The 24,333-nt window shown below is 40.3% G+C and carries 16 protein-coding genes; 5 read left to right on the forward strand and 11 right to left on the reverse strand.

Annotated elements, in window-relative coordinates; all coding sequences use genetic code 11:
* Positions 1–2: 2 nt before the first annotated feature.
* The gene (locus BLT94_RS01200) at positions 3–944 is read right to left on the reverse strand and encodes a glycine cleavage system protein H (protein ID WP_092229617.1); all 942 of its coding nucleotides are present in this window, start codon (positions 942–944) and stop codon (positions 3–5) included.
* A 548-nt stretch (positions 945–1,492) separates the two neighbouring features.
* On the opposite strand from BLT94_RS01200, the gene BLT94_RS01205 reads away from it, so the two are divergent.
* On the forward strand, positions 1,493–2,707 hold the full coding sequence (locus tag BLT94_RS01205) for a PAS domain-containing sensor histidine kinase (protein WP_092229619.1): 1,215 nt from the start codon (positions 1,493–1,495) through the stop codon (positions 2,705–2,707).
* 22 nt (positions 2,708–2,729) lie between these two features.
* On the opposite strand, the gene BLT94_RS01210 is transcribed toward BLT94_RS01205, so the two are convergent.
* From BLT94_RS01210 to BLT94_RS01245, 8 genes are all read right to left on the reverse strand, one after another.
* Positions 2,730–6,440: an SIS domain-containing protein gene (locus BLT94_RS01210; protein WP_092229621.1), complete on the reverse strand. Its 3,711-nt coding sequence runs from the start codon at positions 6,438–6,440 to the stop codon at positions 2,730–2,732.
* 31 nt (positions 6,441–6,471) lie between these two features.
* Positions 6,472–7,848, reverse strand: a complete 1,377-nt coding sequence (locus tag BLT94_RS01215; protein WP_245742892.1) for a penicillin-binding transpeptidase domain-containing protein — start codon at positions 7,846–7,848, stop codon at positions 6,472–6,474.
* A 261-nt stretch (positions 7,849–8,109) separates the two neighbouring features.
* A complete protein-coding gene (gene metG / locus BLT94_RS01220; RefSeq protein WP_092229623.1) occupies positions 8,110–10,038 on the reverse strand; it encodes a methionine--tRNA ligase in 1,929 nt (642 codons plus the stop codon).
* Entirely contained in the window at positions 10,035–10,847 is an 813-nt protein-coding gene (locus tag BLT94_RS01225; protein WP_092229625.1) for a PSP1 domain-containing protein, read from the reverse strand. The genes metG and BLT94_RS01225 overlap by 4 nt, the downstream gene beginning before the upstream one ends.
* Positions 10,840–11,874: a DNA polymerase III subunit gene (locus tag BLT94_RS01230; RefSeq protein WP_175530227.1), complete on the reverse strand. Its 1,035-nt coding sequence runs from the start codon at positions 11,872–11,874 to the stop codon at positions 10,840–10,842. The genes BLT94_RS01225 and BLT94_RS01230 overlap by 8 nt, the downstream gene beginning before the upstream one ends.
* Before the next feature lie 17 nt (positions 11,875–11,891).
* Positions 11,892–12,167: an HU family DNA-binding protein gene (locus BLT94_RS01235; protein WP_092229630.1), complete on the reverse strand. Its 276-nt coding sequence runs from the start codon at positions 12,165–12,167 to the stop codon at positions 11,892–11,894.
* Between the two features lie 82 nt (positions 12,168–12,249).
* Positions 12,250–12,774 (reverse strand): UpxY family transcription antiterminator, encoded by a 525-nt coding sequence (locus BLT94_RS01240; protein ID WP_092229633.1) that lies wholly within the window; start codon positions 12,772–12,774, stop codon positions 12,250–12,252.
* The gene (locus tag BLT94_RS01245; protein ID WP_245742893.1) at positions 12,771–14,993 is read right to left on the reverse strand and encodes an LPS-assembly protein LptD; all 2,223 of its coding nucleotides are present in this window, start codon (positions 14,991–14,993) and stop codon (positions 12,771–12,773) included. The genes BLT94_RS01240 and BLT94_RS01245 overlap by 4 nt, the downstream gene beginning before the upstream one ends.
* Before the next feature lie 153 nt (positions 14,994–15,146).
* On the opposite strand from BLT94_RS01245, the gene BLT94_RS01250 reads away from it, so the two are divergent.
* The 4 genes from BLT94_RS01250 (at position 15,147) to BLT94_RS01265 (ending at position 20,653) form a co-directional block, all read left to right on the forward strand.
* On the forward strand, positions 15,147–17,432 hold the full coding sequence (locus tag BLT94_RS01250) for a cysteine synthase (RefSeq protein ID WP_092229638.1): 2,286 nt from the start codon (positions 15,147–15,149) through the stop codon (positions 17,430–17,432).
* On the forward strand, positions 17,429–18,391 hold the full coding sequence (locus BLT94_RS01255) for a hypothetical protein (protein ID WP_092229640.1): 963 nt from the start codon (positions 17,429–17,431) through the stop codon (positions 18,389–18,391). Before BLT94_RS01250 ends, BLT94_RS01255 begins: the two co-directional genes overlap by 4 nt.
* A gap of 118 nt (positions 18,392–18,509) precedes the next feature.
* Positions 18,510–18,698, forward strand: coding sequence for a 4Fe-4S binding protein (locus BLT94_RS01260; RefSeq protein ID WP_092229642.1), 189 nt, complete (start codon positions 18,510–18,512; stop codon positions 18,696–18,698).
* 131 nt (positions 18,699–18,829) lie between these two features.
* Positions 18,830–20,653, forward strand: coding sequence for a GspE/PulE family protein (locus BLT94_RS01265; RefSeq protein ID WP_092229645.1), 1,824 nt, complete (start codon positions 18,830–18,832; stop codon positions 20,651–20,653).
* Between the two features lie 51 nt (positions 20,654–20,704).
* Here BLT94_RS01265 and BLT94_RS01270 read toward each other — a convergent pair whose 3' ends face one another.
* Positions 20,705–22,984, reverse strand: a complete 2,280-nt coding sequence (locus BLT94_RS01270) for an efflux RND transporter periplasmic adaptor subunit (protein WP_092229647.1) — start codon at positions 22,982–22,984, stop codon at positions 20,705–20,707.
* The gene (locus BLT94_RS01275) at positions 22,981–24,192 is read right to left on the reverse strand and encodes a sulfotransferase (RefSeq protein WP_092230080.1); all 1,212 of its coding nucleotides are present in this window, start codon (positions 24,190–24,192) and stop codon (positions 22,981–22,983) included. Before BLT94_RS01275 ends, BLT94_RS01270 begins: the two co-directional genes overlap by 4 nt.
* Positions 24,193–24,333: the final 141 nt, after the last annotated feature.

Genomic DNA, 24,333 nt, shown 5'->3' on the forward strand with positions numbered 1-24,333 from the left:
ATTTATTTGAATCTTGATCCGGTTTTGAGAAATGTACGGGTCAGGTTCCCCCATCCCAGGCCGGGAAGATTTCCGTAGATATCATGGGTCAGAACCCCTCCATCAGCAGCCAGGGGGCCTGCCACATCCTCTATCATGTCTTCCAGGGTGGTGATTTCACGGTTCAGCCATTCCACACTATCTTCATCTGCCATCAGGTGTTTGACTGCCCTTTTGATATCGGAATTATGAACCGTAAACAGCCACCCGTCCTGGTAAGGCAGTTTGCCTGAAAGGTTCGGGGTGGTTTTTACCGAAGGGTTAACTTTGGTAATCACTCCGTTGACAGGGGAGAGAATATCGGCAAGGTTCCTATTGCGTTTTATACCCCATCCCGGCTTGTTTTGGTTCAGTTCCTGTCCGGTCAAGGGAAGATCGAAATTATCAGGATTACCCAATACCTTGAATGCAAAATCATCCATGCCTATCCGGATGATGCCGCCGCTGTCGATACAGGCCCAGGTGTGTCCGGAATGAAAATAATACCCGTTGGGCAGTTTGAATCCTTTTATATCCGTCATCTTCACCATGGCATGACCTGTGTTCGGTGACAGGGAATCTTCAAACAATTGATCAAAATCACACCTTGAACAATTGTAATTCATGGGGCAGATCCTGTGATCGGCTCTTTGGGTCAGGGTATGACGGCAGGTTCTGTCCCGGCTGTCTTTTTTTCTCATGGCATCCTGCCAGGAAATGTGTTTTCCTGCGGCAGCAAGTTTTGTCATTGCTGCATCATATTTGCAGGTAGTACAGTCGTGATAGTGGTTGCAACCTTTCTTGGACCCTACGCCTGCCTGCATCCAGATACAGGGCCGTTGGATTTTATTTTTTCCGGATTGCCACAAGGTTTGGGGTCTTGAATATGGCTGTTTTTTTGATTGGGTTTTCAGGGTCTCGTTCATTTGGTGTCTCCTTTGGAAGTCTGGTTTGTTGTTTTGTGTTTCTCTATGGATACAACAGAGCAAAAAGGATACCAATCGGTGTTTTGACTGGGCCGGTTATGGATAGTTCCTTTTGACACGGGCTTTTTCAGGCCATTTGAGTTTTTTTTAAAAAAACGAGACAATGGACTATGTGTTGTATTTTACTACACCTGTGTTCATCCTGAACCGGTAATTCCGGTGAAATCCTTTGACAGGCAGACATATAGACTCTTGTTGTATTTTTCTACAGGGGTATGGATATTTCCAACCGTCCCAAAGAAAGGGCTTGATCACAATGTCGGCCACCCAGTAGGCTAATGGGGTATTGTGCTTTTACCAATATTTTGATCATAAAAGGGGAATTTCAACAACAGAACCAATAATGAAAGCCTGACCCTCCCCATATATTATGGCATTTTTCCATCTGTTCAAAACTTGAAATAACTATTTCTTGCTTCCGTGGAAGCGCATGTGTTAAAAATTAAGATGATTCCAACTTAATTCATTCATTATTAAAGGAACCTGTCGTGAACTTTCCTCAAAATGAAATGGATACCATTTTGAATGGTATTCGGGATTTTATTCTGATCATATCCCCTGACCGTGAGATCCTGGAAGTCAATGACGCGTTCTTAAAGCATATGAATTATGCCAGGGAGGATGTTATTGGCCGCAAATGCTATGAGGTGTTTAAAGAGGTCACGCGTAAAAGCAGCAATTGTCATTCAAAATGCCCCCTGGAAAAGGTGGTCCGCGAAAAGCGTCACTGCCAGGCGGAATTGACCCGGCTGGGCTCTGATGGCAAAATCAAGTATACGGAATTGACGATTTTTCCCATCTGGGAGAAAAAGGGAAAAATTTCCAAATTCATTGAAATCAGCCGGGATATCACCAAACGCAAAACCAATGAAAAGCAGAACCAGGATCATCTGCTGAAAATGGTTGACGAGCGCACCCGGCAGCTCAAAGAGACCCATGAACGGATGCTTCACCAGGATAAAATGGCATCTCTTGGAAAACTGTCTTCTTCTGTTGTACATGAGATCAACAACCCTGTGGCCGGGATTTTGAATCTGATCATGCTGTGCAAAAGGATTTTAAAGGAAGATGATATCAAACACGATGAACTGGACCTGTTTGGTCAATACCTGGATCTCATGGAAACTGAAATACGCAGGATCGGCAGGATTGTGAGCAATCTTCTGGTTTTTGCCCGGCATTCCAAAATAGAGGTGGTCAAATTTGATGTGAACGAATTGATTGAACAGACCTTGATTCTTAATTCAAATCTGTTGAAAATCAATAAGATCAGGGTTATAGAAGAGCTTGAACATAACCTGCCTTTGATCTGCGGTTCGGAAGATCAGCTCAAGCAGGTGATCATGAATCTGATTTCAAATGCTGTGGAAAGCATGTCCAGGGTTTCAAAAAAACGGTTGACCATCAGAACTTTCAGCAAACCTGAAAAAAAAGCCGTGGGGATTGAGGTCGGTGATACAGGTGCCGGTATTTCTCAAGAAATGATTTCAAAGATATTTGAGCCTTTTTTTACAACCAAACAAAAAGGCAAAGGCGTTGGGCTTGGCTTGTCCGTGGTATACGGGATCATAAAGGAACATGGCGGCCGGTTGTTTGTGGATTCAACACCGGAAAAAGGGACTTTGTTTTCCATTACCCTTTTCCAGGAACTGGATCAAAAAAAAAGTGGTTCAACATTATCCGCGCCGGATCAGCCGGGTTAATTATAAACGCATAAAATCGCTTTTAGTTGATTTGATTCACAATTTTTTCAACTACTTTTTCTGCGGTATCTCCAAACAGGGTTTCAACTTCCACCAGATTAAGATATTTATCATCCCATTTGAAATTATCACTTTCAAGAATCCAGTCTTTGAGCCTGTTGTATTTGCCGCCCAGGGCTTTGATTTTTTTCAGGAGTGACACGTCATGGGACGGTTTGAAATTGATATTTAAAGACAGAATATATTCAATGATATTGGGCGTGGCCGGATTTGAAGAAATGATTGGTATCACCAGTATGTTTTTCTTGTCTTTTCTGCCTTTTCCTATATAAACATTTCCTTCCCTGACAATGATATTTTTAGTTCCTTTAAGCCTGGGGTCTGTTTCCACACGAGACGGTTTGTCTTTCAGTGATCCTGTTTTATTCACTATTTTAATTTTTGTTTCATGGTTAACCTCACCTAAAAGGCTTAAGCCGGAGATCTGATAGAGCAGGGCACCATTGATCCTGGAAATAACCTCCTGGAGATTTTTGATCACCAGAACATTCGTGTTGGTAACCTGGGAAATTTGAATATGATTGGCTGCAAGTTCATCAAAGACAAGGCCTTCAAATTTTTCCCTTATTCTGCTGGTTCCCACGGTCACGGTTTTTGCCTGGTGCTTGATGGCATCAACCGGCCTTGCAAGGGTGTTGATGGCCTGACCCATGGTTTCAAAAAAGGTGTGTAACATGTTGGAAGGGGTGCCTTTTGTCTCAAAATCAATTTCAAAATCAGATACCGGTAATCTGCCGGACAGGTATTTTAACAGCAGTGTTAGATTGGCAACATTATCAAGTCCCATGGCATCAGGAAATCCGCCTTGACGTCGTTTTTTTGAAAAATCATTATAGAATCGGGCAATGGTTTCCCTGAATTTTTTTTCCAGGAGTACTTCATACACATCATGTCCCATGGCTGTATATTCTTCCAGAAGATTTTGCACTTGAGCTCTTCCTTTATACATGAACCTGGAGCCTTCATTGATGGCAAGGGCTGCATAATATCCCCATATGTGTCCCACAAGCGTGTTCAGGACAGGTGCAAAGTGTTCTTTTATTTCCGGGATTTTAAATACATCCCTGGCATAAAGGTCAAACCGGTCTTCTCCAATGGTGGTGATGACCACAGGCGTTGCTTTGTGCGCATGGAAGATTGCCGTATCTTTTATGATATCACCCAGTACGCTTTCCCTTGTGCCGGCAGCACAGATGATGATCAAGGGTTCGCTGGACAGGTCAATGTGTTTTTTATCTTCAATGAAATCCGATGAAATGGTTTTATAGCAAAGCTCGCTGAGTTTAATCCGGATCTCGTCGGCAGAAGTTTTGTTTGAACCGGACCCGACAGTTGCCCAATAGTTTTTAGAGACGGCACACCGGTAAGCCGACTCTTTTATTTGATCTTTCATTGCCAGTATGGTTCTCATTTTATCCGGCAGATCCATGATGTCGTTGATCTGTTCGGTAATAAATTTATTTGACCTGGTTTTTGTCATACCGGCAATGTGAAGGCCTAAAACAGCACCTGCGGCAAGTTGTGAATAAAATGCTTTTGTGGATGCCACAGACATCTCAATATCCCGGCCGGAGCTGGTGTAAAAAACACCGTCTGTTTTAAAGGTCAGATCAGAGTCTCTTCTGTTTACAATGGCCAGGGTCTTTGCACCACAGGCTTTTACCATGTCAACCGTCCGGTTTGTATCGGTTGTGGTGCCGGACTGGCTGATGGCGACAACAAGGGTGTCGGCCATGGCTTTTTCAGTATTCTCTCCTTGAGCAATACAGAATCCGGAAAGCTCTGATGATTTCAAGGCTCTGATATCAATTGCCATATCCTTCATATAAAAATTCAACAGGTCTGCACAGCCCTGTGCCGCAACTCCTGCAGTCCCCTGGCCGATAAAATGCACTTTTTTAATTTTGTTGTTTTTAATATCATCTTCCAGAGATCTTGGGATCATTGTCTCGTCAAGGATTGTTGTGAACAAAGATGTTTTTGGGGATAGTTTGAATTTGTTTTCAAGGGTTTTTTCAACCGAGTCCGGGGATTCTGAAATTTCTTTTAAAAAATAGTGGGGAAAATTTTGCCGGTCAATATCGCGTGACGTAATCTTGCTTGTCAGAACTTGATTTTTTTCTATCTGGATAGGGGTGCTGTCATAATAAAAAGATTGAATTCCTGATATGCCGCCTGCTGATTTCTGGTCAAGAATAACAATCTGCCCTTTGTTTTCTCCATTGAGTTTGATGTATTTTGGAGTCTCCTCGACAATGCCGTACAGCTCGGAGGCTGCAATATAATGATCTTGTGCAATTCCTACAAAAATGGCCTGGCCGCTTCCTTTTTGGGCTAAAAAAAGCTTTCCGGGGGCTAAATCAGTGTGCATGCTGATGGCATGGGAACCTTCAAAATCTTTGACAGCCAGCCTGAAAGATTCTTCAATGGTATTGTCTTGCTTCAGGTAGTGTTCGATTTGAAGGGGGATCAATTTCGTGTCTGTATTGATATCTTCATGGATTTTTTCATATCTTGCCTCATACTCTGTTTTTAATTCAAGATAATTGTCAATATCGCCATTCAGGCAGACATGGACGATGCCTGTTTGAACGATTTTCTTGTCTATGGGGGTATTGTCCTGGGGGTGGCAGTTGGCTTCTGTAATGTCTCCGACAGACGCCCATCGGGTGTGAGCTGATATGGAATTTGCAACAAATTTATAATTGACAAGCAATTGAAGTATGAGATCATTTTTGATCTGGTTTCGTATAAAGGATATATTATCCCCCAGTGAACCGATTTCCGCAGCAAATTTATATACAAAGGAAATGGAAATAAAATTATTTTGGTCCTGCAAGAATGTATCATTTATGGTAAGGCTGTTATTGATAAGTACCCGGCGGTTTGTCCGCTGTTTGAACAGGTCGGAAAGTCCGTTATTTATCAGATCGTTCCTGAAATTTTCAAACTCCTGTTTTGGAAATGTGAACATAACGGATATCCCGGCAGAATCCCTTCCCCTGACCTCAAGCCGGTCAATACTGTTCAACACGGCATTTATTCTTTTGAATACACTTAATCCTTCAGTGTTGCCGGAATCTTCAAGGCCCTTGGCAAGATTGCCGATTGCCGTGATGTTATCTGCAATTTCTTTTTTCAGGCACCAGCTTATATCATGAAGTTTTTCAAGACAAAGGGAAATGGTTTTTGCATCTTTTGAGGATAAATTTGCAGACTTTTTTTTAAATAATGATGTTTGATCCGTAATTAATTTGTCGATATGGCCTGTAATAGAATCAAGCTGTTCTTTTTTGTCTTTGCTGAAAAACAGATCGGAAAACATATTTTCCTGTTTGATCTCCTGGCATTTTTCAAATAATCGGTTCAAAAAATCATCACCGCAAAGAAAATCATCCGTGATGGAGGCCGTATTAGAGGAAAGACAGCTGGTCTTTAAAGAAAGGACCATTTTCAGGATTTGATTTAAATCAAATTGTTGAGGGGAATTGTTGCTTTTAAATGCAATAAATGCCGAGATACCACACGATACGGTATTGGGTTGATCCGGAAAGACAATAATGCTGTTTTCTTTTGCCGCTGTCATGGATTTTCCGAATTCAATATTTATTGCAAATAATTTTTTGATCCGATTGAAAAAAAGGTTTGGAAAAAGTTTTCCATGTGGCGTCATTATTTGTTCCCCCGTTAAAAAGTTTTGACCATTACAATTGTGCTGTGGCGTAAGTTTTTTTAAAATATTTTTTTAAAATCATCTTTGCATATGTACCGGCTTTTGTTCCAATATATTTTCTATGGCCAACAACAATAGATAAAGCAATTTTCCTGTTTGTTCTTTTTTCGTTCCCAAAACCGGTGAACCAGTCGTATTTAACAGTATGCTCTTTATTATACAAAGAGCCTGTCTTTCCACCTATCGTAAGCTTGGAAAGAACGGCATCTTTTGAAGAGCCTCTGAAGGATTTTCTGGCAGTGCCCTTTGATACGGTTCTTTTCATCAATTGCATCATCGTTGTTGCTGTTTCAGGGCGGATGGCTTTTTTATAGGTTGCTTGTTTGTTTTTGTAAATGATTTTTCCATCAGGGTCTGTCACATGTTCAACAATACTGGGCAGCATTATGTTACCTGAGTTGACCACGGCCGATATGAGCATAGCACCGAATAGAGGAGAGATAGTGGTGTCGGTGTTAAATCCGCATCCAAGTTCAGCTAAGTGGTAATCGCTGCTGTTTGTTTCAAACCGGCCGGAAAAAAAAGGCAGTTCCGAATGTATGATCTGGTTGAATCCAAATGCGTCTGCATAGGATTCAAGTCTTTTTTCCCCAAGGTGGTTTTTACCGATTTTACCGAATACCGGGTTTACGGATTCTGCAAAAGCCCTGGAAAAAGAAATTTTACAGGAGTATTTGTTTTTAACATCTTTAAGTTGCCGTTTATACAGGGTGTACTTGTTTCCGTTAAAGTACAATGGTGTTCCCGGGGTGTATCCCAGGGTTTCAACAGCGGCTGAAGCCGTTATGATTTTAAAGATACTTGCTGCAGGATAGTTTGATGCAATACAGGGGTTGGCATTTGGATTTTCAAGATCAAATCCTGTCATGGCAATGATTTTTCCCGTATCAGCTTCCATGACAACAAAGGCGATCCGCTGCGGTTTTCCACGGGTTAAATTTTTGAGCCGGTCCAGCAAGGACAATAAATATTCCTGAAGATCAACATCAATGCTCGTGGTAATTTTATAGCTGGTTTCCGGGGTGTCCAGAAAAAAGATGTTTTTATCTGTCTTGGTAAATTTTGTGGTGCTGATAATTTGGTTTAATTGATTTTTTGACAACCATGTTTGGTCTTCTGGATTTTTTTTTAAGGTTGCTGTATACGTTTTTTTAACGGTTTTGCTGTAGGCATCTTTATTTCCCGGCGCTTGAATTTTAAAAATCCAGATGCCCGTGATCAAAATCGAGAGGAAAACCAAGCCGGTTATCACTTTTATTGTTGTTAAATTTTTTTTTTTTTTTCTTTTTTTAACAATATAGTTGGATTGAAAATCCCGCCAGGAGTTTTCTTTTTTATTATTAATCAAATGAATACCTATGCAAGCAATTTTCAGCGAGTAGTTAATATATCGTTTCTATTGTGTTTAAATTTTGATTTATCGTGCTGTTTTTTGTGGCAAATTCAGCATTGTCAGATCAGGCTGGTGAACAGCTAATCCCGACAGTGTGGAGCGTAAAGCAATCCACACTGTCAAGGTTGTTAGGCATTTTAAATCCAAACCCTTTGTCCCAATGAATTTAACTGCAACAATACGATACAATGGCAATTGATACAAGAGATATTGCCATTATTTTACCTGGTTTCCCTGCTCAATTTTTTTATCAAAACCTGACAGCACAAGTTTCTTTTTGTTGTTGGCGGCAAGGATCATTCCCTGGGAGAGTTCTCCCATAAGTTTTGCTTCTTTCAAGTTGGCAACAACAATCACCTGTTTGCCGACGATCTGTTCGGGAGTATAGTCCTTTGCAATTCCTGCAATGACCTGCCGCACCTCAGCACCAAGATCCACTTGAAGCTTTAAGAGCTTGTTGGATTTTTCAATTTTCTCGGCCTTTACAACGGTCCCGGTTCTTAAATCAATTTTTGCAAAATCATCAATTGTGATTTCTTTTTTTAATGCCGGTTTAAAAGGCTTGGCAGTTGAAACCGGTTCTTTGGGGGGGATTTTATCCGTATCAATCCTTGGAAAAAGGATTCCGGGTTTTTCTACCAGTGTTCCCGGTTTGATCTGCCCCCATGAAGACATCTCTTCTATGGTGTAAAAGCCAGCGTCCTTTTTAGCCATGCAAAGGGTTTTTTGCATTTTATAGGATGTGTCAGGCATAATGGGATAAATCAGGCAGGAAACAACCCTTAATCCTTCGATCAGGTTATAGAGAACCGTTTCAAGAACAGGCGTGTTGGCCTCATCCTTGGACAGAGCCCAAGGCTCATTTGTATCAATATATTTGTTCATGATACTGATAAATTGCCAGATTGCCCCGACGCCTTTATGAAATTCACACACGGCCATGGCTTGTTCAAAGGCATCAACGGCAGTTTTTGCATCAGATGCCAGGGACAGGGATTTTTTTTGTTCGATTTGCAGGTCCGGTCCTTTTACCTCGCCATTGAAATAGCGATGGATCATGGAAAGGATTCTTGAAAAAACATTTCCAAGATCATTTGCAAGGTCCGAGTTGATTCTGGAGACAATAGTTTCCTCTGTGAAATTGGCATCCAGGCCAAAGACCATTTCCCTCATGAGAAAATATCTGAAAGAATCCACGCCGTATTGCGCCGTCACCTGAACAGGATCCGTGACATTACCGATGCTTTTGGACATTTTGCTGCCTTTGACATTCCAGAACCCGTGAACATTCAAGCCATTATAAATCGGTATCCCGGCAGCTTTGAGCATGATGGGCCAGTAAATCCCGTGGGGCTTGATGATGTCTTTTGCCACAAAATGGCGGGTTGTGGGCCAGAATTTTTTGAATCGTTTATCATCAGGGTATCCCAGCGCTGAAATATAATTTACAAGGGCGTCAAACCAGACATAGGTGACATAATCTTTGTCAAAGGGCAGGGTGATCCCCCAGGTAAGCCGGGATTTCGGTCTTGAAATGCAAAGGTCTTCCAGAGGTTCTTTTAAAAAAGAAAGAATTTCATTTTTGTACTGGGCAGGCCGGATAAAATCAGGATTGGTTTTAATGTGATTGATAAGCCATTCCTGGTATTTGCTCATTTTGAAAAAATAATTGGATTCTTTTATAATCTCGGGTGCGGTTCCATGGTCCGGGCATTTGCCGTCCACAAGTTCCCTTTCCTGGTAAAAGCGTTCGCATCCAAAACAATACAGTCCCTCATAGCTTGAAAAATAGATATCTCCTGATTCATAAATTTTTGACAGAACCTTTTTGACCACTTGAATATGATTCGGATCTGTTGTTCTGATAAACCGGTTGTTTTTAATGTTTAATACAGGCAATAAATCCTGAAACAGCTTGCTTATGGTGTCGGCATACTCTTTTGGTGTTGTTTGCCTGGCTTTTGCCGCCTGGACAATCTTGTCCCCATGTTCATCGGTTCCGGTTAAAAAAAAGGTTTCATGGTCGTCCATCTGTTTGAATCGTGTTGCAACATCAGCGCAGATGGAGGTGTAGGCATGGCCCAGATGGGGTTTTGCATTGACATAATATATGGGGGTTGTGAAATATTGCTTTTGAGTGTTCATTGTGGGGTAGATCCTGTTTTTGAGTTATTCAGTTGCCGTATGGTTTTTTCTATTTCAGTATTATCCTCTAAACGAATGGTGATACTTTCTTTTAACACATTCTGCCGGATAACTTTTCCATGGCCTTCTTCTACTGTTATCCTTTTTCCAAGTTTGGGCATTTGGCGTTTAAGGCTTTTATAGGTTTCATTTTCAAAGGTCAGGCAGCACATTAATCGACCGCAAACTCCTGATATTTTTGTGGGATTCAAAGACAGTCCCTGCTCTTTTGCCATTTTGATGGAAACCGGTTCAAACGTGTGCATAAAAGATGAGCAGCAAAGCTCTCGTCCGCACTTGCCCACACCGCCACAATGTTTTGACAGATTGCGAATGCCGACTTGGCGCATTTCAATGCGAATGCTGAATTCTTTTACCAGCAGTTTGATCAGTTCTCTGAAATCAATTCTGCCGTCAGCCGTATAGAAAAAGGTCAACTTGTTTTTGTCAAATGTACTTTCAACACTGAACAGGTTCATGAACAGATCCAGATCATTGATGGCTTTAATACAAAAAGAGAATGCTTTTTTTTCAAGTAGTTTTATTTCTTCTCTTTTAAGAAAGTCTTCTTTGGTGGCAACACGGACAATCTCTTTTAATTTTTTTTCAACAGCTTCAACTTCAACGGGAGGTATGGCAATTTTACCAAATCCAAGGCCCTGTTCTGTTTCTACAATGACCCGGGTGCCCTCTTTGAGTACAAAAGCACCTGAGTTGAAATCATATATTTTTCCTGCTGTTTTAAATTTAACACCAGCAACTTTAATCATAAACACCGTTTCCTTTGTTTGTAACAATTGTAAGGAAAAATCTATCCAAGGTTAATCTCAGGGAACAGTTTGAGGCCAGCCTTTTTTCTGTTTCATACAGATTTTTAGTCCATTCTAACAATTTATTTGATCTTATCATCAGGTTAATATCTGCAAAAGTGTCAAAAAAATCAAGATTAACTATTTTTTTTGGATGAACATTAAAAATAATTAAGTCCCGGAAAAAGGTTTTCATAATGGCTATTGTGTCATTCATCAGGTCGGGATCCAGGCTTAATTTTTGTGACAGCATCAAAGTTTTTGATATGCAGGCGCTTTTGTCTGTTGTAATGATGCCTGCCAGGGTATCAAGCAGCCACTGCCGCCTTTTGATCCAGTCTGTTTCTTTTTTTTCATCATCCAGATTCAAATACATCATGGCCTTTTTTATATCAGAATCGGCTGTTCTTGATGCAATCCTGGCAAAAGTCCTGTCAACATTGAAATTATTTATCAGATATTGCTCAATGAGTTTGTCGTTCAATGGTTTGAACTTGATTTTACGGCATCTGGAAATAATGGTTGAAAGCAGCAATGAAGTTTTGTTGGCAATAAGGATAAAAAATGTCTTTTCAGGCGGCTCTTCAAGCAGTTTTAATAATGCGTTCTGGGCCTGGTTATTCATCAGATCCGCGTTCAAAATCAATACCATCCTGAATCTGGCTTCATTAGGCCTGGAAGAAATGGTCAATCCCATTTCACGGATTTGGGATATGGAAATTATTTTTTTGTCTTTTTGAAGGTCAATACACAGGACATCAGGGTGGCTTTGTGCATCTATTTTGAGGCATGATTTGCAAGTGTTGCAGGCAATTGGGGTCTTTACCAGGCAATTACACCCTTTTACAAAGAAAAATGCCGCTTTTTTTCTTCCGGTATTCTCATTGCCGGAGAAAAGAAGGGCATTTGGAATTTTGTTTGTCTGAATGATATGTGTTAACTCAAGAAAGACGCTTGCTTGATATTGCTCTTGATCAAAATCAGACATGGTTTGATACCCATTTGTTAATAATCTACCCGTTCCTTTAATTCTTTTCCGCATTTGAAAAACGGCAGCCGTTTGGGAGGTATGGTGACTTTCTGACCGGTTTTCGGATTTCTGCCGGTATAGCTTTTGTACTCTTTTATATGAAAGCTGCAAAAGCCCCTTATTTCAACCCTTTCACCTTTTATAAACGACTCTGAAAGCGAGTCAAAAAATATTTTAATAATTTCTGATGCTTCGGATTTTGTAAGGTTTGCTCTATCTTTTAATGCGGAAATTAATTCAAGTTTATTCATGCTTCCTCTTTAATATATTGAATGGTGCAAGCTTGTTATTTTTTAAACGGTTTTAATGAAGATTTGATAAAAAGTCAAGGGGTTATGACAATAAGTCAGGCAGTTTCTCAACATTGTCTTCATGAATATCAACACCGGCATACTGCCCTAAAACTTCTATTTTGATAATAACACGACCTTTTCCCTTGTAGTGTGTAAATTCTCCCCTTGCCCCGGCCATGGGGCCTTCTAAAATTATCACAGGGTCGCCTTTTTTCATGCGGATATTGGACCCGGTGATAAGATCCTTCTTTGCGCTGGTAAGGATTTTTAAGGATTCAATCTGTGAATGGGGAATGGGCAATGGTCCTGATTGATTGCCCAATAGTCTGACAGCCCCTATGGTTTTTAAAATATTGAGTTGGTCGGCAGCATTAAATGTTGATTGTACAAAAAGATATCCCGGGAAAAGCGGTACTTCGATCATGAGTTTTCGGTCTTTGCGCAGGCTTTTTTTTCTTGTTGTTGGTAAAAAAGCCTCAACCTTTTTTTTAACAATACTCGTGTAGACCGTTTGCTCAAAGTTACTTCTTGTCAGAAGGGCAAACCAGTTTGATTTTTCAATCATGTTGTTCCAAACTCTCCTATACCGTGAAGATTTATTAGAAAGCTGATACTCTGTTCGTCCTGTGATTCTGAAAAATAAAGATTGAATGTCCAGCAGGACTTTTTTAGGGATAGTCCTGCCTGTTTTTCCACATCCCTATCTTCTTTCAGGTTCTTTTCAATGGAATAATATGCGGTTAGTTCCCGGGTGAGGGCGATATCTATTTTTGAATACAGTGATTCCGACAGAGTTCTGGAATACCGGTATTCCGTTCTTAACCGGTCTCCCCGGTTGTCTAAGAGAGTGTTGCCGATGTTTAAACCGTTAAAATGGTTGTCATAGGGGGACCAGGAAAGATCCATATCAAGGAGGATAAAGTCGTTTGGGAAAAATTGTGTGTCCAGTGCGATATCTGAAAACGGCCTTGAGTCGTTGTCTTTTTCTTTGTTGATATCATAACTTTGGAACAATTTGATATAAGCAATGTCCCGGTAGGTTGATATTTCTTTTCCTTTTGGCGTGATATTGGATTTTCTGGAAATAAAATTATTGGTCAAAGACCAGGTGATCAAGTGTTGTTCCTGGATATTGTCCAGAGAGTCAAAGGCCGGCAGTTCATCTTGATTAATATTAGGGGTAAACGCGTATTCAAGTTTAGGGATGAGTTCATGTTTGAGTTTGTCAGCGGATTTCATTTGCAGATCAAAAAGCTTGATCAGTTTTGTGGACATTTTTGCGCCTACATCATACAGTTGCCTGGTCCTAAAACTGTCAGAGTTGCCTTTAATGTCCGTAAACTCGCTTGTATGCCATATGGTTTGCCGCAAGCCTATTGATGGCTCAAAATGCAAAAACCTGCCAAGTCTCAAAGGAATATAAAATTTAGGATAAAAATCTGCTCTTTGCCCGTTTACAAGGGTTTTAGTTGTATCCTGCCTGTAAAAGGAGCGAAGCTCGGTATCAAGGGAATAATAGAATTTTGAAGTAAGGATCTGCTGCTTTGAAGCATCAAACCGGATGCCAGGAAGTGTCTGCAATGTTGTGTCAGCCGTATCCTGACGCCGGGCATTAATATTGTCATACCACAGGGCATCCATATTCAATGAGTATGTAGACCATGTTTTGTTGAGATTCAGCCTGTTTTTCCGTATAGAGTCAGTATATTCATCTATGCTGCGACCGAATTGTTTTTCAAAATAGTCCTTTGTTTCAGTGTATCCGGTAAATCCGTCTTTGAATTCATGAAGGTAATCTTCATCACTGACCACATCAATATCCAGTTTGGCCGTAACTCCATTGGGAAGATCCTGGTTGTGTTTCATTCTTAACCAGAACCGGTCGGTGTTGGTTCTTTGGGGAGTCCCTGAAAAACTATAGTTTTTTGTCTGATCTGTTCCATCATCTGTTTTTTTATCTTCAAGCACGTCAAAGAATACAGTCCCTTTGGTCTTGTTATCAAGAATATATCTGTATTCCGTGCCTAATTTTGTTCCTCGATCAGACATGTAATCTGCATAAAAAGTTGCGTCTGTATTCCTTGATATGTCTATAAACAGAGGCTGCTCAAATTCAAATCCTTTTCTGTCGGATGAAGTGATTCTCGGTGCTAAAAGACCGGTTTGCCGTTTGGTATGAACCGGAAAAATCAGAAAAGGACTGTAGGCTGCCGGCACTTTTTTGGCCCACAGGACCGTATGATCAGCAACTCCGTAACCTTCGACCGTAACCTTGATGTTTCTTGCCGTGATTTTCCAGTCAGGCGAGTCTCCGGAACAGGAAGTGATGGAGCCTTTTTGCGCACTATAAGAAAATTTCCCGGTTTTTTTGATATTTTCGCCATGCACATAAAAATTATTTTTCTGAATATAAATGGTGCCTTTGTCTACAGTGCCTGTCTGGGTTCTAAGATTGATATTCATTTCATTGCAGGACATTGAATCTTCGCCGGATATTAAAATAACATTGCCTTTGGCAAACGCATCTTTTGTTTTGTTTGAAAATTCTGCGTAATCGGCTTCAAGTCGGGTTTTGCCTCCGGTTATCACCACATTGTCCTGGGCGATATAAAGGTCTCTTTTATTATCAAAAGTCACTGTGCGTGCGGCGATATGCCAGGGGATATCCTTAAAATTTTGAGGTACGGCAGTTGTTGTGGCAAATCCATTGTTTGAAATAAAAATGTAAAAAAAAGAAACCATTACAAAAAGTAATGGATACTTTTGGCTTGACCAACAGAACATATTCTTTCCAGTAAAAAAATTGCACATCAATTAAAATTACTGTATAAAGCCATTTTATACTTTAAAAGTCAAGTTAAGAATACCGGGATTTAGACAAGTCCTTCAGGATTACCAGGATTTGTACAGGTCCGTAAGGCAAAGGGTAAATGAAAAATGGCAGTTTCAATTATTGATTCTATTGGCAACACCCCTATTGTTGAAATAACACATATGAATCCTGAAAAAGGGGTGAAAATTTTTGCCAAACTTGAATATATGAATCCCGGCGGTTCCATCAAGGATCGGGCAGCCCTCTATATGATCAACGAGGCGGAAAAATCAGGTGAATTAACCCCCGATAAAATCGTTATCGAAGCAACCAGCGGGAATACTGGTATCGGACTGGCCATGATCTGTGCCGTCAAAGGATATAAAATTGCGCTCACCATGGCTGAAAATGCCAGTGCTGAGCGGATAAGCATTTTGCGCGCAAGGGGGGCACAGATTATTTTAACCCCCAAGCATCTCGGGTCTGATGGTGCAATTGAAGAAGCCTACAGGCTTGCCCGTGAAAACCCGGACAAGTATTTTTTGACCGACCAGTATAATAACGAAGCTAATTGGAAAGCCCATTATTATACCACGGGGCCTGAAATTATTGAACAGACCGGTGGCAAGGTCTCTTGTGTGGTTGCCACCATCGGGACCAGCGGAACCCTGATGGGGCTTTCCAGGAGCTTAAAAGAGTTTAACAAGGATATTCAGATCGTATGTGCAGAGCCGTATCTAGGGCATAAGATTCAGGGGCTCAAAAACATGAAGGAATCTTACACCCCAGAAATTATGGATAAAACCCGCCTGGATAAAAAAATTAATATTGATGATGATACGGCGTTTGAGACAGCCCGCAATCTTGCTGTAAAAGAAGGGCTTTTTGTCGGAATGAGCAGTGGTGCTGCCATGGCAGTTGCCATTGAAGAAGCTCGAAATATTAAAAAAGGCGTTATTGTGGTGATCTTCCCGGACAGTGGTGAGAGGTATCTGTCCACCACTCTTTTTTGTGTGGAAAAACATATTGCCCTGTCACTTTTTAATACGCTGTCAAAATCCAAGGTGGTGTTTGAACCGCTTGAAAAAGAAAAAATTTGTGTATACACCTGCGGTCCCACTGTTCATGAACGGCTCAATATCGGCCAGCTCAGACGGTATGCTTTCACGGATTTGCTCGTAAGATACATTGAATATCATAAAATTGCCGTCAACCATGTTGTCAATATCACGGATTATGACGATAAGACGATTCAAGGATCTCAAAAAGCCGGGATGACCCTTCCCGAGTTTACGCAGACCTATATTGATTTTTTCAAGCAAGACCTTTCAAAATTGAATATCCGTTCGGCCGATGCCTATCCAAAGGTATCAGACCATTTTGATGAAATGGTTGATCTGGCAAAACAATTGCATTCAAAACAGCATGCCTATGAAAAATTGCATTCCCTGTATTTTGATATTGCCAGTCTGCCGGAGTATGGTGATTTTTCAAGTACTGATCTGGATAAGATAAAAATCGGTGCAACGGTTGATCTTGAAGAGTATGAAAAGCAAAACCCAAAGGATTTTACATTGTTAAAACGGGTTCGTCTTTCAGAACTCAAAAGAGGGGTGGGGATCAAGACTCAATGGGGTAATGTGCGGCCTTCCCTTCATTTGCAATGTGCCGCCATTGCCATGAAGTTTTTAGGAGAGTCGTTTGATATCCAAACCGGCAGCCGGGAACTTGTCTTCCCTCATCATGAAAATGAAGTTGCCATTGCAAGGTCGGCAAAGGGGGCAAGTCTTGCACGGTACTGGCTGCATTGTGATCCGGTTCATTATGACGGGTCTTTGGGTGCGCCAAAAATAGAAACATTGACTCTTGATGAGCTTGTAGACCAGGGCTGGGCCCTTAAAACCATTAGGTTCTGGCTGATTTCCAATCATTACAGGAAAACTCTGGTATTGTCGGAAAAATCCTTGAACCAGGCCGGATATACCTTGGATAAAATTAACCGTTGCCTTGCTACCTTGAGTGTTATTAAGAAGGGAAATCATTATGAAGAGATTGATCAATTAATATACAATATAAAATCGTCGTTTCTTGAATCTATGGAGGATGATTTAAAGATATCAGGTGTTGTGTTTTCATTGCTGGCAAATGTGAAAACCATCAACCGTTTGATCAATGAGAACTCAATTGATCCTGACAGCGCCCAAAAACTGTTGCATTGCTTTAAAGAAATTGATTCTGTTCTGCAGATTTTTAATTTTGATAAAAAAACGAAATATTCAAATGAAATCCAAGATCTATTAAGAAAACGTGATTGCGCAAGAGAGCAAAATGACTGGGAACTGGCAGACAAGATTCGAGAACAGTTGACCGCTTTGGGCATAAGTATTCATGATAAAAAGGTAGAACCATGACAATAAAATTTTTATTTTTTCCATTCACTCATATTACCCAAAATCAGTTGGACACCCTGTTAACTTTTTTCCCCTCATTTCACCATTTGCCTGTCAGTCTTGATTTTAAGCAGAACCAAGTGTTGCAGAACTTATTTGAACAGGGAAAAATCACTCCGTTTTTTTCATCAGCCAAGGAACTTGAGCCGGTTGAACAAAAACTTGAACAATATCTTGCATGGGCCAGTATCCATAAGGGAAATCAAGTAAATCTTAAATCCATTTTAAGGGACACTCCTTATTTTACAAGTGATACCCATGTAGCTGCCATAAAATCTCAAATAAAAGGAACTCAAGAAGATATTGTCTCGGCTGAATCGGCTGAATCCGTTTTGCAACGCGATTTATTGTTCTTGAAGATGGCGCAACTGTTTGATGAGCAGAATGAGCGCATTGATCTGGAGTTAAAAAATCTGGATAAAACCCGTAAAAAAATGGTTTCAGTCTTGCGTGGGTTAGAAGAACCCCTAAGAAAGGACCAATCCGATAAAACAGGAGATAATCAGGATTTTGGAACTGTAATGACACGGGAACGGATCAGTGCCTGGTCAGGGTGTATGGCACAAAAAGGGGGAATAAAACCGGACGGTGACATGCCTTTATTTGTTACGACCAGTGAAGCGGTTTTTGATTATCTTGAGTCGAATTGCAAAGATATTGTAAATACCCTTGACATTGATCAGATAAAAGTGCATGAGAATTGTTGTGAAAACAAAAGCAAGTGGCAACATCAGTTTTGTGACTATTTGATGGGTGTCATTCAGGGAAATGGCAACCGGGAAAATAATTTGCCCAAAATAAAGGACGGATGTTCTTTTTTAGGGCAGATTAAGTTCAGTTATTTTTCCGGTAATGGTATTAACAATCTCTTTAATATGTCGGATAGGCAGATACCTGTATGTTTGATCAAATTAAAGTGATAAAAAAACTTGATTTTAATTAATCACATGTTATAAAGCATTTTTTACACAAGATTATATATAAAAGATGGTTTTATAATATAATAATGTTAATTTTTTTTTTAAGGAGGCTATTAAAATGGCATTTCATCCAATTGTTGACCAGGCAAAATGTGTTGGTTGCGAAGAATGTGTAGACGTATGTCCCGTAGAAGTTTTCGAAATGCAAGATGAAAAATCATTTCCGGTTAATGCAGAAGAATGCATGGGCTGCGAAAGCTGCGTGGAAGTTTGTGAAGAAGACGCTATTGTAGTTGAAGAAGATTAGTTAAAAAAAACATCTTACTTGCAATATTCAATAGATAAAATGCCGGGCGTGATTATCATCACCCCGGCATTTTATTTTATGGCCGACATTGTGATCAAGCCCAAAAAATATCTTTTTAGGATAAATGTTTTATGCAGAATCAAACAGACAAACGATTTGCCTCACAAACCATCTGCAAAATTCTTATGGCTGCCAAATTGATTTCAACACAACAGGCCAGGGATCTTTTAAAGAATGAGAACAGGGTAAAAAATATTCTCATCAAACAGAAAACCAATCAATCTGATAAAGATGGATCAAAAGGACACATAGCCGCCCCGGTTTATTTTGTAGATGTCCTTTTGTATATGAAAATAGAACGTAAGGATCAGCCATCAAAAATAATTGATGAAGATTTGATTTACCAAACCCTGGCACAAGCCTGGAAAGTACCCTATAAAAAAATTGATCCCTTGAAACTGGAACTGAATCTTGTGACAGGGACAATATCAAAATCATTTGCCGCAAAGTATTTGCTGCTGCCGTTAAAGGTCGAGGAGGGAAAGCTTATTGTCGCAACCCCTGATCCTTTTAATTATGAGGCCATCAAAGATGTCGAGATGGTGTCAAAGCTGAAAGTAAAGACCGTTGTCAGCTCAAAGTCGGATATTGAAAAACTGATCAATGAATTTTTTGGATTCCAGTATTCCATTTCTGCGGCAGCAGATCTTTTTTCAACAAAAGGGATTGATATCGGCAACCTTGAACAGTTTGTCAGTTTAAAATCCTTTGATGAGCTTCCCTCAACCGATCAGCATATTGTGAATGCAGTAAATCATTTGTTTTCCTATGCCTTTGATCAGAAAGCCTCTGATATTCATATCGAACCCAAACGAGATATCTGCCTTATCAGGATGAGAATCGACGGGGTACTCAATACCGTATACAAGCTTCCCAAAAAACTTCATAATGCCGTGGTCAGCAGGATTAAAACCCTTTCCAGGCTGGATATGGCTGAAAAAAGAAGGCCCCAGGACGGCCGGATTAAAATAGAGCAACACAACAAAGAGGTTGAAATCAGGGTTTCCACCATCCCGGTGGCGTTTGGTGAAAAAGTGGTGTTAAGAATCATGGATCCTGATGTTCTTTTTCAGGACCTGGAAATGCTGGGTTTTTTTAAAGATGATTTTGAAAGATATAAACAGCTGATTACCCGGCCTTTTGGTATCGTTCTTGTAACAGGACCAACAGGATCAGGCAAATCCACCACCCTTTATTCAAGCTTGAAAATGCTGTCTTCACCGGAGGTCAATATTACGACTATTGAAGACCCCATTGAAATGATACATGAGGAATTCAACCAGATTGCAGTGCAGCCGATGATTAATGTGACCTTTGATTCCGTCTTGAGAAATATACTTCGTCAGGATCCTGATATTATCATGGTGGGTGAAATAAGAGATCTTGAAACAGCCCAGGCGGCAGTACAGGCTGCATTAACAGGTCACCTTGTTCTTTCCACGCTTCATACAAATGATGCGGCCTCCACCATTTTCAGGCTGCTTGATCTGGGGATTCCCCCTTATCTTGTTCATTCCTCATTAAATGGGATTGTGGCACAGCGGCTGGTGAGAAAAATCTGTCCATATTGTGCCCAGGAAGTTGAAATGGATGCAAAAGATCTTGCCGACCTTGGACTTAATATTAAATCCCAGGGTATGATCCTTCTCAAGCATGGCAAAGGGTGTGTAAAATGTCGGAACACCGGTTATAAAGGGCGCACGGGTATATATGAAATCATGCCGTATACGGATGCTCTAAAACGGCTGACCACTTCTGATGTACAATTGGGAAGTCTGAGAAAAAAAGCTATTGAAGAAGGGCTTGTTCTTGTGCGTCAGAATGGTATTAAAAAAATGCTCAAGGGGCAGACCACATACCAGGAAATCCTGAGGGTCACCTGGGATAGAATATAGTCCTGAAAAACAGTGGTGATGAGATATGTTTTATTTGTTCAACAATATGCCTTAAGGTAACCATGACCAGAATTCGATGAGGAAAAAATTGATTAATGATCTTGTAAATGCCTGTATGACAAGCATACTTTTCCCTTCTATTTTGGCATAGCCTGTCATACCGGTTTTCAATACAAAATTGTCATTGGGCACGACACTGACGACTTTCAACATGTTTCCAACATCAGTAGATGTCATGACCGGATGAATGGAGGTAATCTTCCCATGGATAATTCTGTCCGGATAAAGCTGGGCTTTAAAAACCATGGGATCTCCTATAGAGACGTAGCTGGCTTCCAGTTCCGGCACCTGTATTTCGATCTGTACCCGGCTTGAATCTTCAATTTCAGCAAAAAATTGACCATCGTCTAAGAATTTGTTTTCAGAATTTTTTAAATTCATGGTGATAAGCTTACCTTTATTGGGCATCCGAAGCCTGGTCTTTTCCAGTTTGGTCTCAACAAATTTAAGCTCGCTTTCCAGCATTGCCAATTCTTTTTTCATTGATTCTATTTTATGAGAATTGACTTGGTGTTCAACCCAGCGCAGATTGGCTTCTTTTTCCAAAACCTGCTGCTGATTGAGTTCCTTTTTTTTTTGAGTGGTCAGGTAGTCCACATACGACACTGCATTGGCCTTGTAAAGCGCTTTTAATCTTTTGTAATCATCTTCACTATGTGTCAATGTCATTTTGGATGTCATAAGCTCCTGCCTTGCCAATTCAACTTCTTCCTTACTCGGGGTCGTCAGTAATATATTTATTTCCTCTTGTATTTTACCAATGGCTTGGCGTGTGACATCAACATCATTTTGATACCGATAATTTTCCATTTCAGCAATCATTGTTCCTTTTTCAAGCCACTCTCCACCGTTGAAATATACTTTTTTGACGATCCCCTTGTTTTCGGAATAAATTTTTTGATGATGCACAGGCGTGATAACGGCAGTTCCTCCGGCTTTATATTGGTATGGTAAAATAAGGCACCATATAAATGCGGCAATAAGTACCAAACGCATCAAAATAGAACGATTTTTTTTTGGGGGCTTTTGACGATATGCATAGGTGGTTCCGGGTGTGTTTTTTTCCGGGAAGATACCGGCAGTCCTTTTTTTCCTGGCCTGTGAAAGATATCGAAATCGTACTATCAGATATACAGTGATCAGGAACAACAGTACCATACCCAGCCCTCTATAATGTTCCTCCAGCCAATGGCCCAGTGAAAACCCGATAAAAGCAACCACAGACACAATGAATAAAAGGGAAAACAAACCGTAAATTTTTAAGGCCAATCGATCTTCAGTGTGTCGAGCAATAACCTCCGGCGTTGAAAACAAACGGTTCTTAATGCTGCGAATCGCTTTCTCTCTTATATTGGTCATATTATAATATAAAGTGATGAAACGATAGCCATCTCCATTGAAAAATGGATTGACAATGAAAAGAAGGGAAAAGATTGAAAAAAGAGCGAGGGCTGCCCCAAAAACAGACAGATTTGTACCTGTAGAGCGGGTTAAAATCCATACCATGATGCCGATATTGAAAAGAATGATCCTGGACAATATTGCAGAGGCTGTCAACCAAAGTTTTATCCTTTGGCTTGTTTGCTCCGGTATATCTATCCATACGTCAAATCTGGGGATAATGCCGTATGCCAGAATTATCCCGAAACTTGGAGTCTGGATGCCGTAATATCTTGCAATACACCCTTTAAAAACCTGAGAAAACAGGTTTACCGTGAAAAGGGTAAACATCAGCTGCTTAAACAAGGGCAATATTGACGATACCTTGGCAAGATCGCTTTTGAACAGATGCAGATTGTAAAACAGGCAATAAAGGGCGATGCAGAATATAAGAACAGATATCCCGTGGAAGAAACGAAAAAAGCCGAATATTCGAACGACTGAATCGATTATTTTCTGGGGAGAAAAAAAAGACCAGTGGTTCAGTCTTGTAGAATTTATTTTGCTGTGAGTGTACTCTTCCCGGGAGTCCTCCGTCTCTTTTTTTTCTCCCATGTCTGGTGAGGGGCTTGATTCATTGTCTTGAAGCAATCCCAACGAATCAAGCCGTGCTACAAATTCGCTGATAAAATTGGTGGTTTTATTTTCCTTGAATTTTGCATTGTATTTAATCAGAAGAACCCTGATGTTATAGGGTTTTTTAAGTTCTTTTATGAGAAAGGCTTCTTCAGGTGTGAATGAAAACTTTTCAGATATTGACGGGTGTTGGACAAGAAGACCACCATTTTTATCCGGGGATATGGTTACATCATTGCGAAATAATTTGTTCATGAGACTTCTAATGGGGTTCGTTCTTCAAGGTTTTCCTCGAATTCCAGATCTATTTCATTTACAAACTGATCAAATTTATCAAAATTTTTGTATGTTTTTGTTTCATAATCATATCCCCGGTCTCGATTTTTTTGGCCCTGTTGCAAAGTTTCAAGGTGGCTTCGGTAGGGTTGAGGCAGGTTAAAATCCAATTTGGAGTATACATATTCGATGGAGGCGACAAGATCTTTTGTAAAGCGGTTGAACATTATTTTTATCTGCTGACGGTTTTCAATTTTTTCTTTGCAAAGCTCAATTAAAAATTCACTGTCTTTTTGCATTCTATTTTGAAAAATACGATCCCAGGAAGCTATATCCATTGGATCTACACCAATTTTAGACTTTGTCGAAACCCTGACAAGAGAGATCAAAGAGTTCATAAAATCAACCGAAGAACGAAAGCTGAAAATGAACTTTGCATCCGGGTATCGCTTCAGTATGCTCGGGAATTTATTATGACTGGTTACTTCCTTTGATAAATAGTATTTCTCATTATCGCCCCTGAGAAACATGATTTTTTGAATCACCTGATTATGGACTTGAAGGATTTTATCCTGTACGGAGTCCGGTAGTGCTGGAAAATCATCCAGGTATGTCAGAAGGTGAGGGTAGGGAAATCTGAGAAAAACAAAAAAATGGTGAAGGAAGCACTCCTCGTAAAAGATGCCGTCCTCTTCCCAGTCCGATAATTTATTTGGGTGCATTTTTGAAGCAATGCGCCCAGCAGATGAGTTCGACCAATAATTTTTTTGTACAAGTTTTCTGGCTATACTTGAGCGGGATAAAATTTTTTGAACAAAAATAAACGGGAACCGCCATTCAATATGCCGTATGGCCAAAAAATTTTTAGTATCAGATGCCAGGGTTCTATGAAGAAAAGTCGTGCCGCTTCTGGGTTGCCCCATGATAAAAACCGGGCGTATGTTTATATTTTTGTATTCTGAATATAAGATATCATCCAATAACCATAAAAACGCCCATAAGGGGCAGAACACGGCATATTTAAGCAGAAAAGCAGCCTGCTTGATTCTGGGTTTTATGCCGATGCCAGGCTCTTTATGAAATAACAGGGTTTTCCACAGGATGAAATAGGTTTTCCAATAGGGATAAGGAGAAAAATATCCCCCTATACCATAAATCAGTAAACAGCAAAAAAGAATTAAAATCATGGTTACAAGCCTGTTCCTATTGAATTGGGGATAAAGAAACCCCATCCCGGAGGGCAGGGGTTTCAAACATCCCTTGAAATTATTTTTATATGAAAGTTTTCAAAAATCCAAACAGCGACTTTCATGTTTTGTTGTGTGCAA

The organism is Desulfobacula phenolica, from assembly GCF_900105645.1.
In the GTDB taxonomy this organism is placed as follows: domain Bacteria; phylum Desulfobacterota; class Desulfobacteria; order Desulfobacterales; family Desulfobacteraceae; genus Desulfobacula; species Desulfobacula toluolica.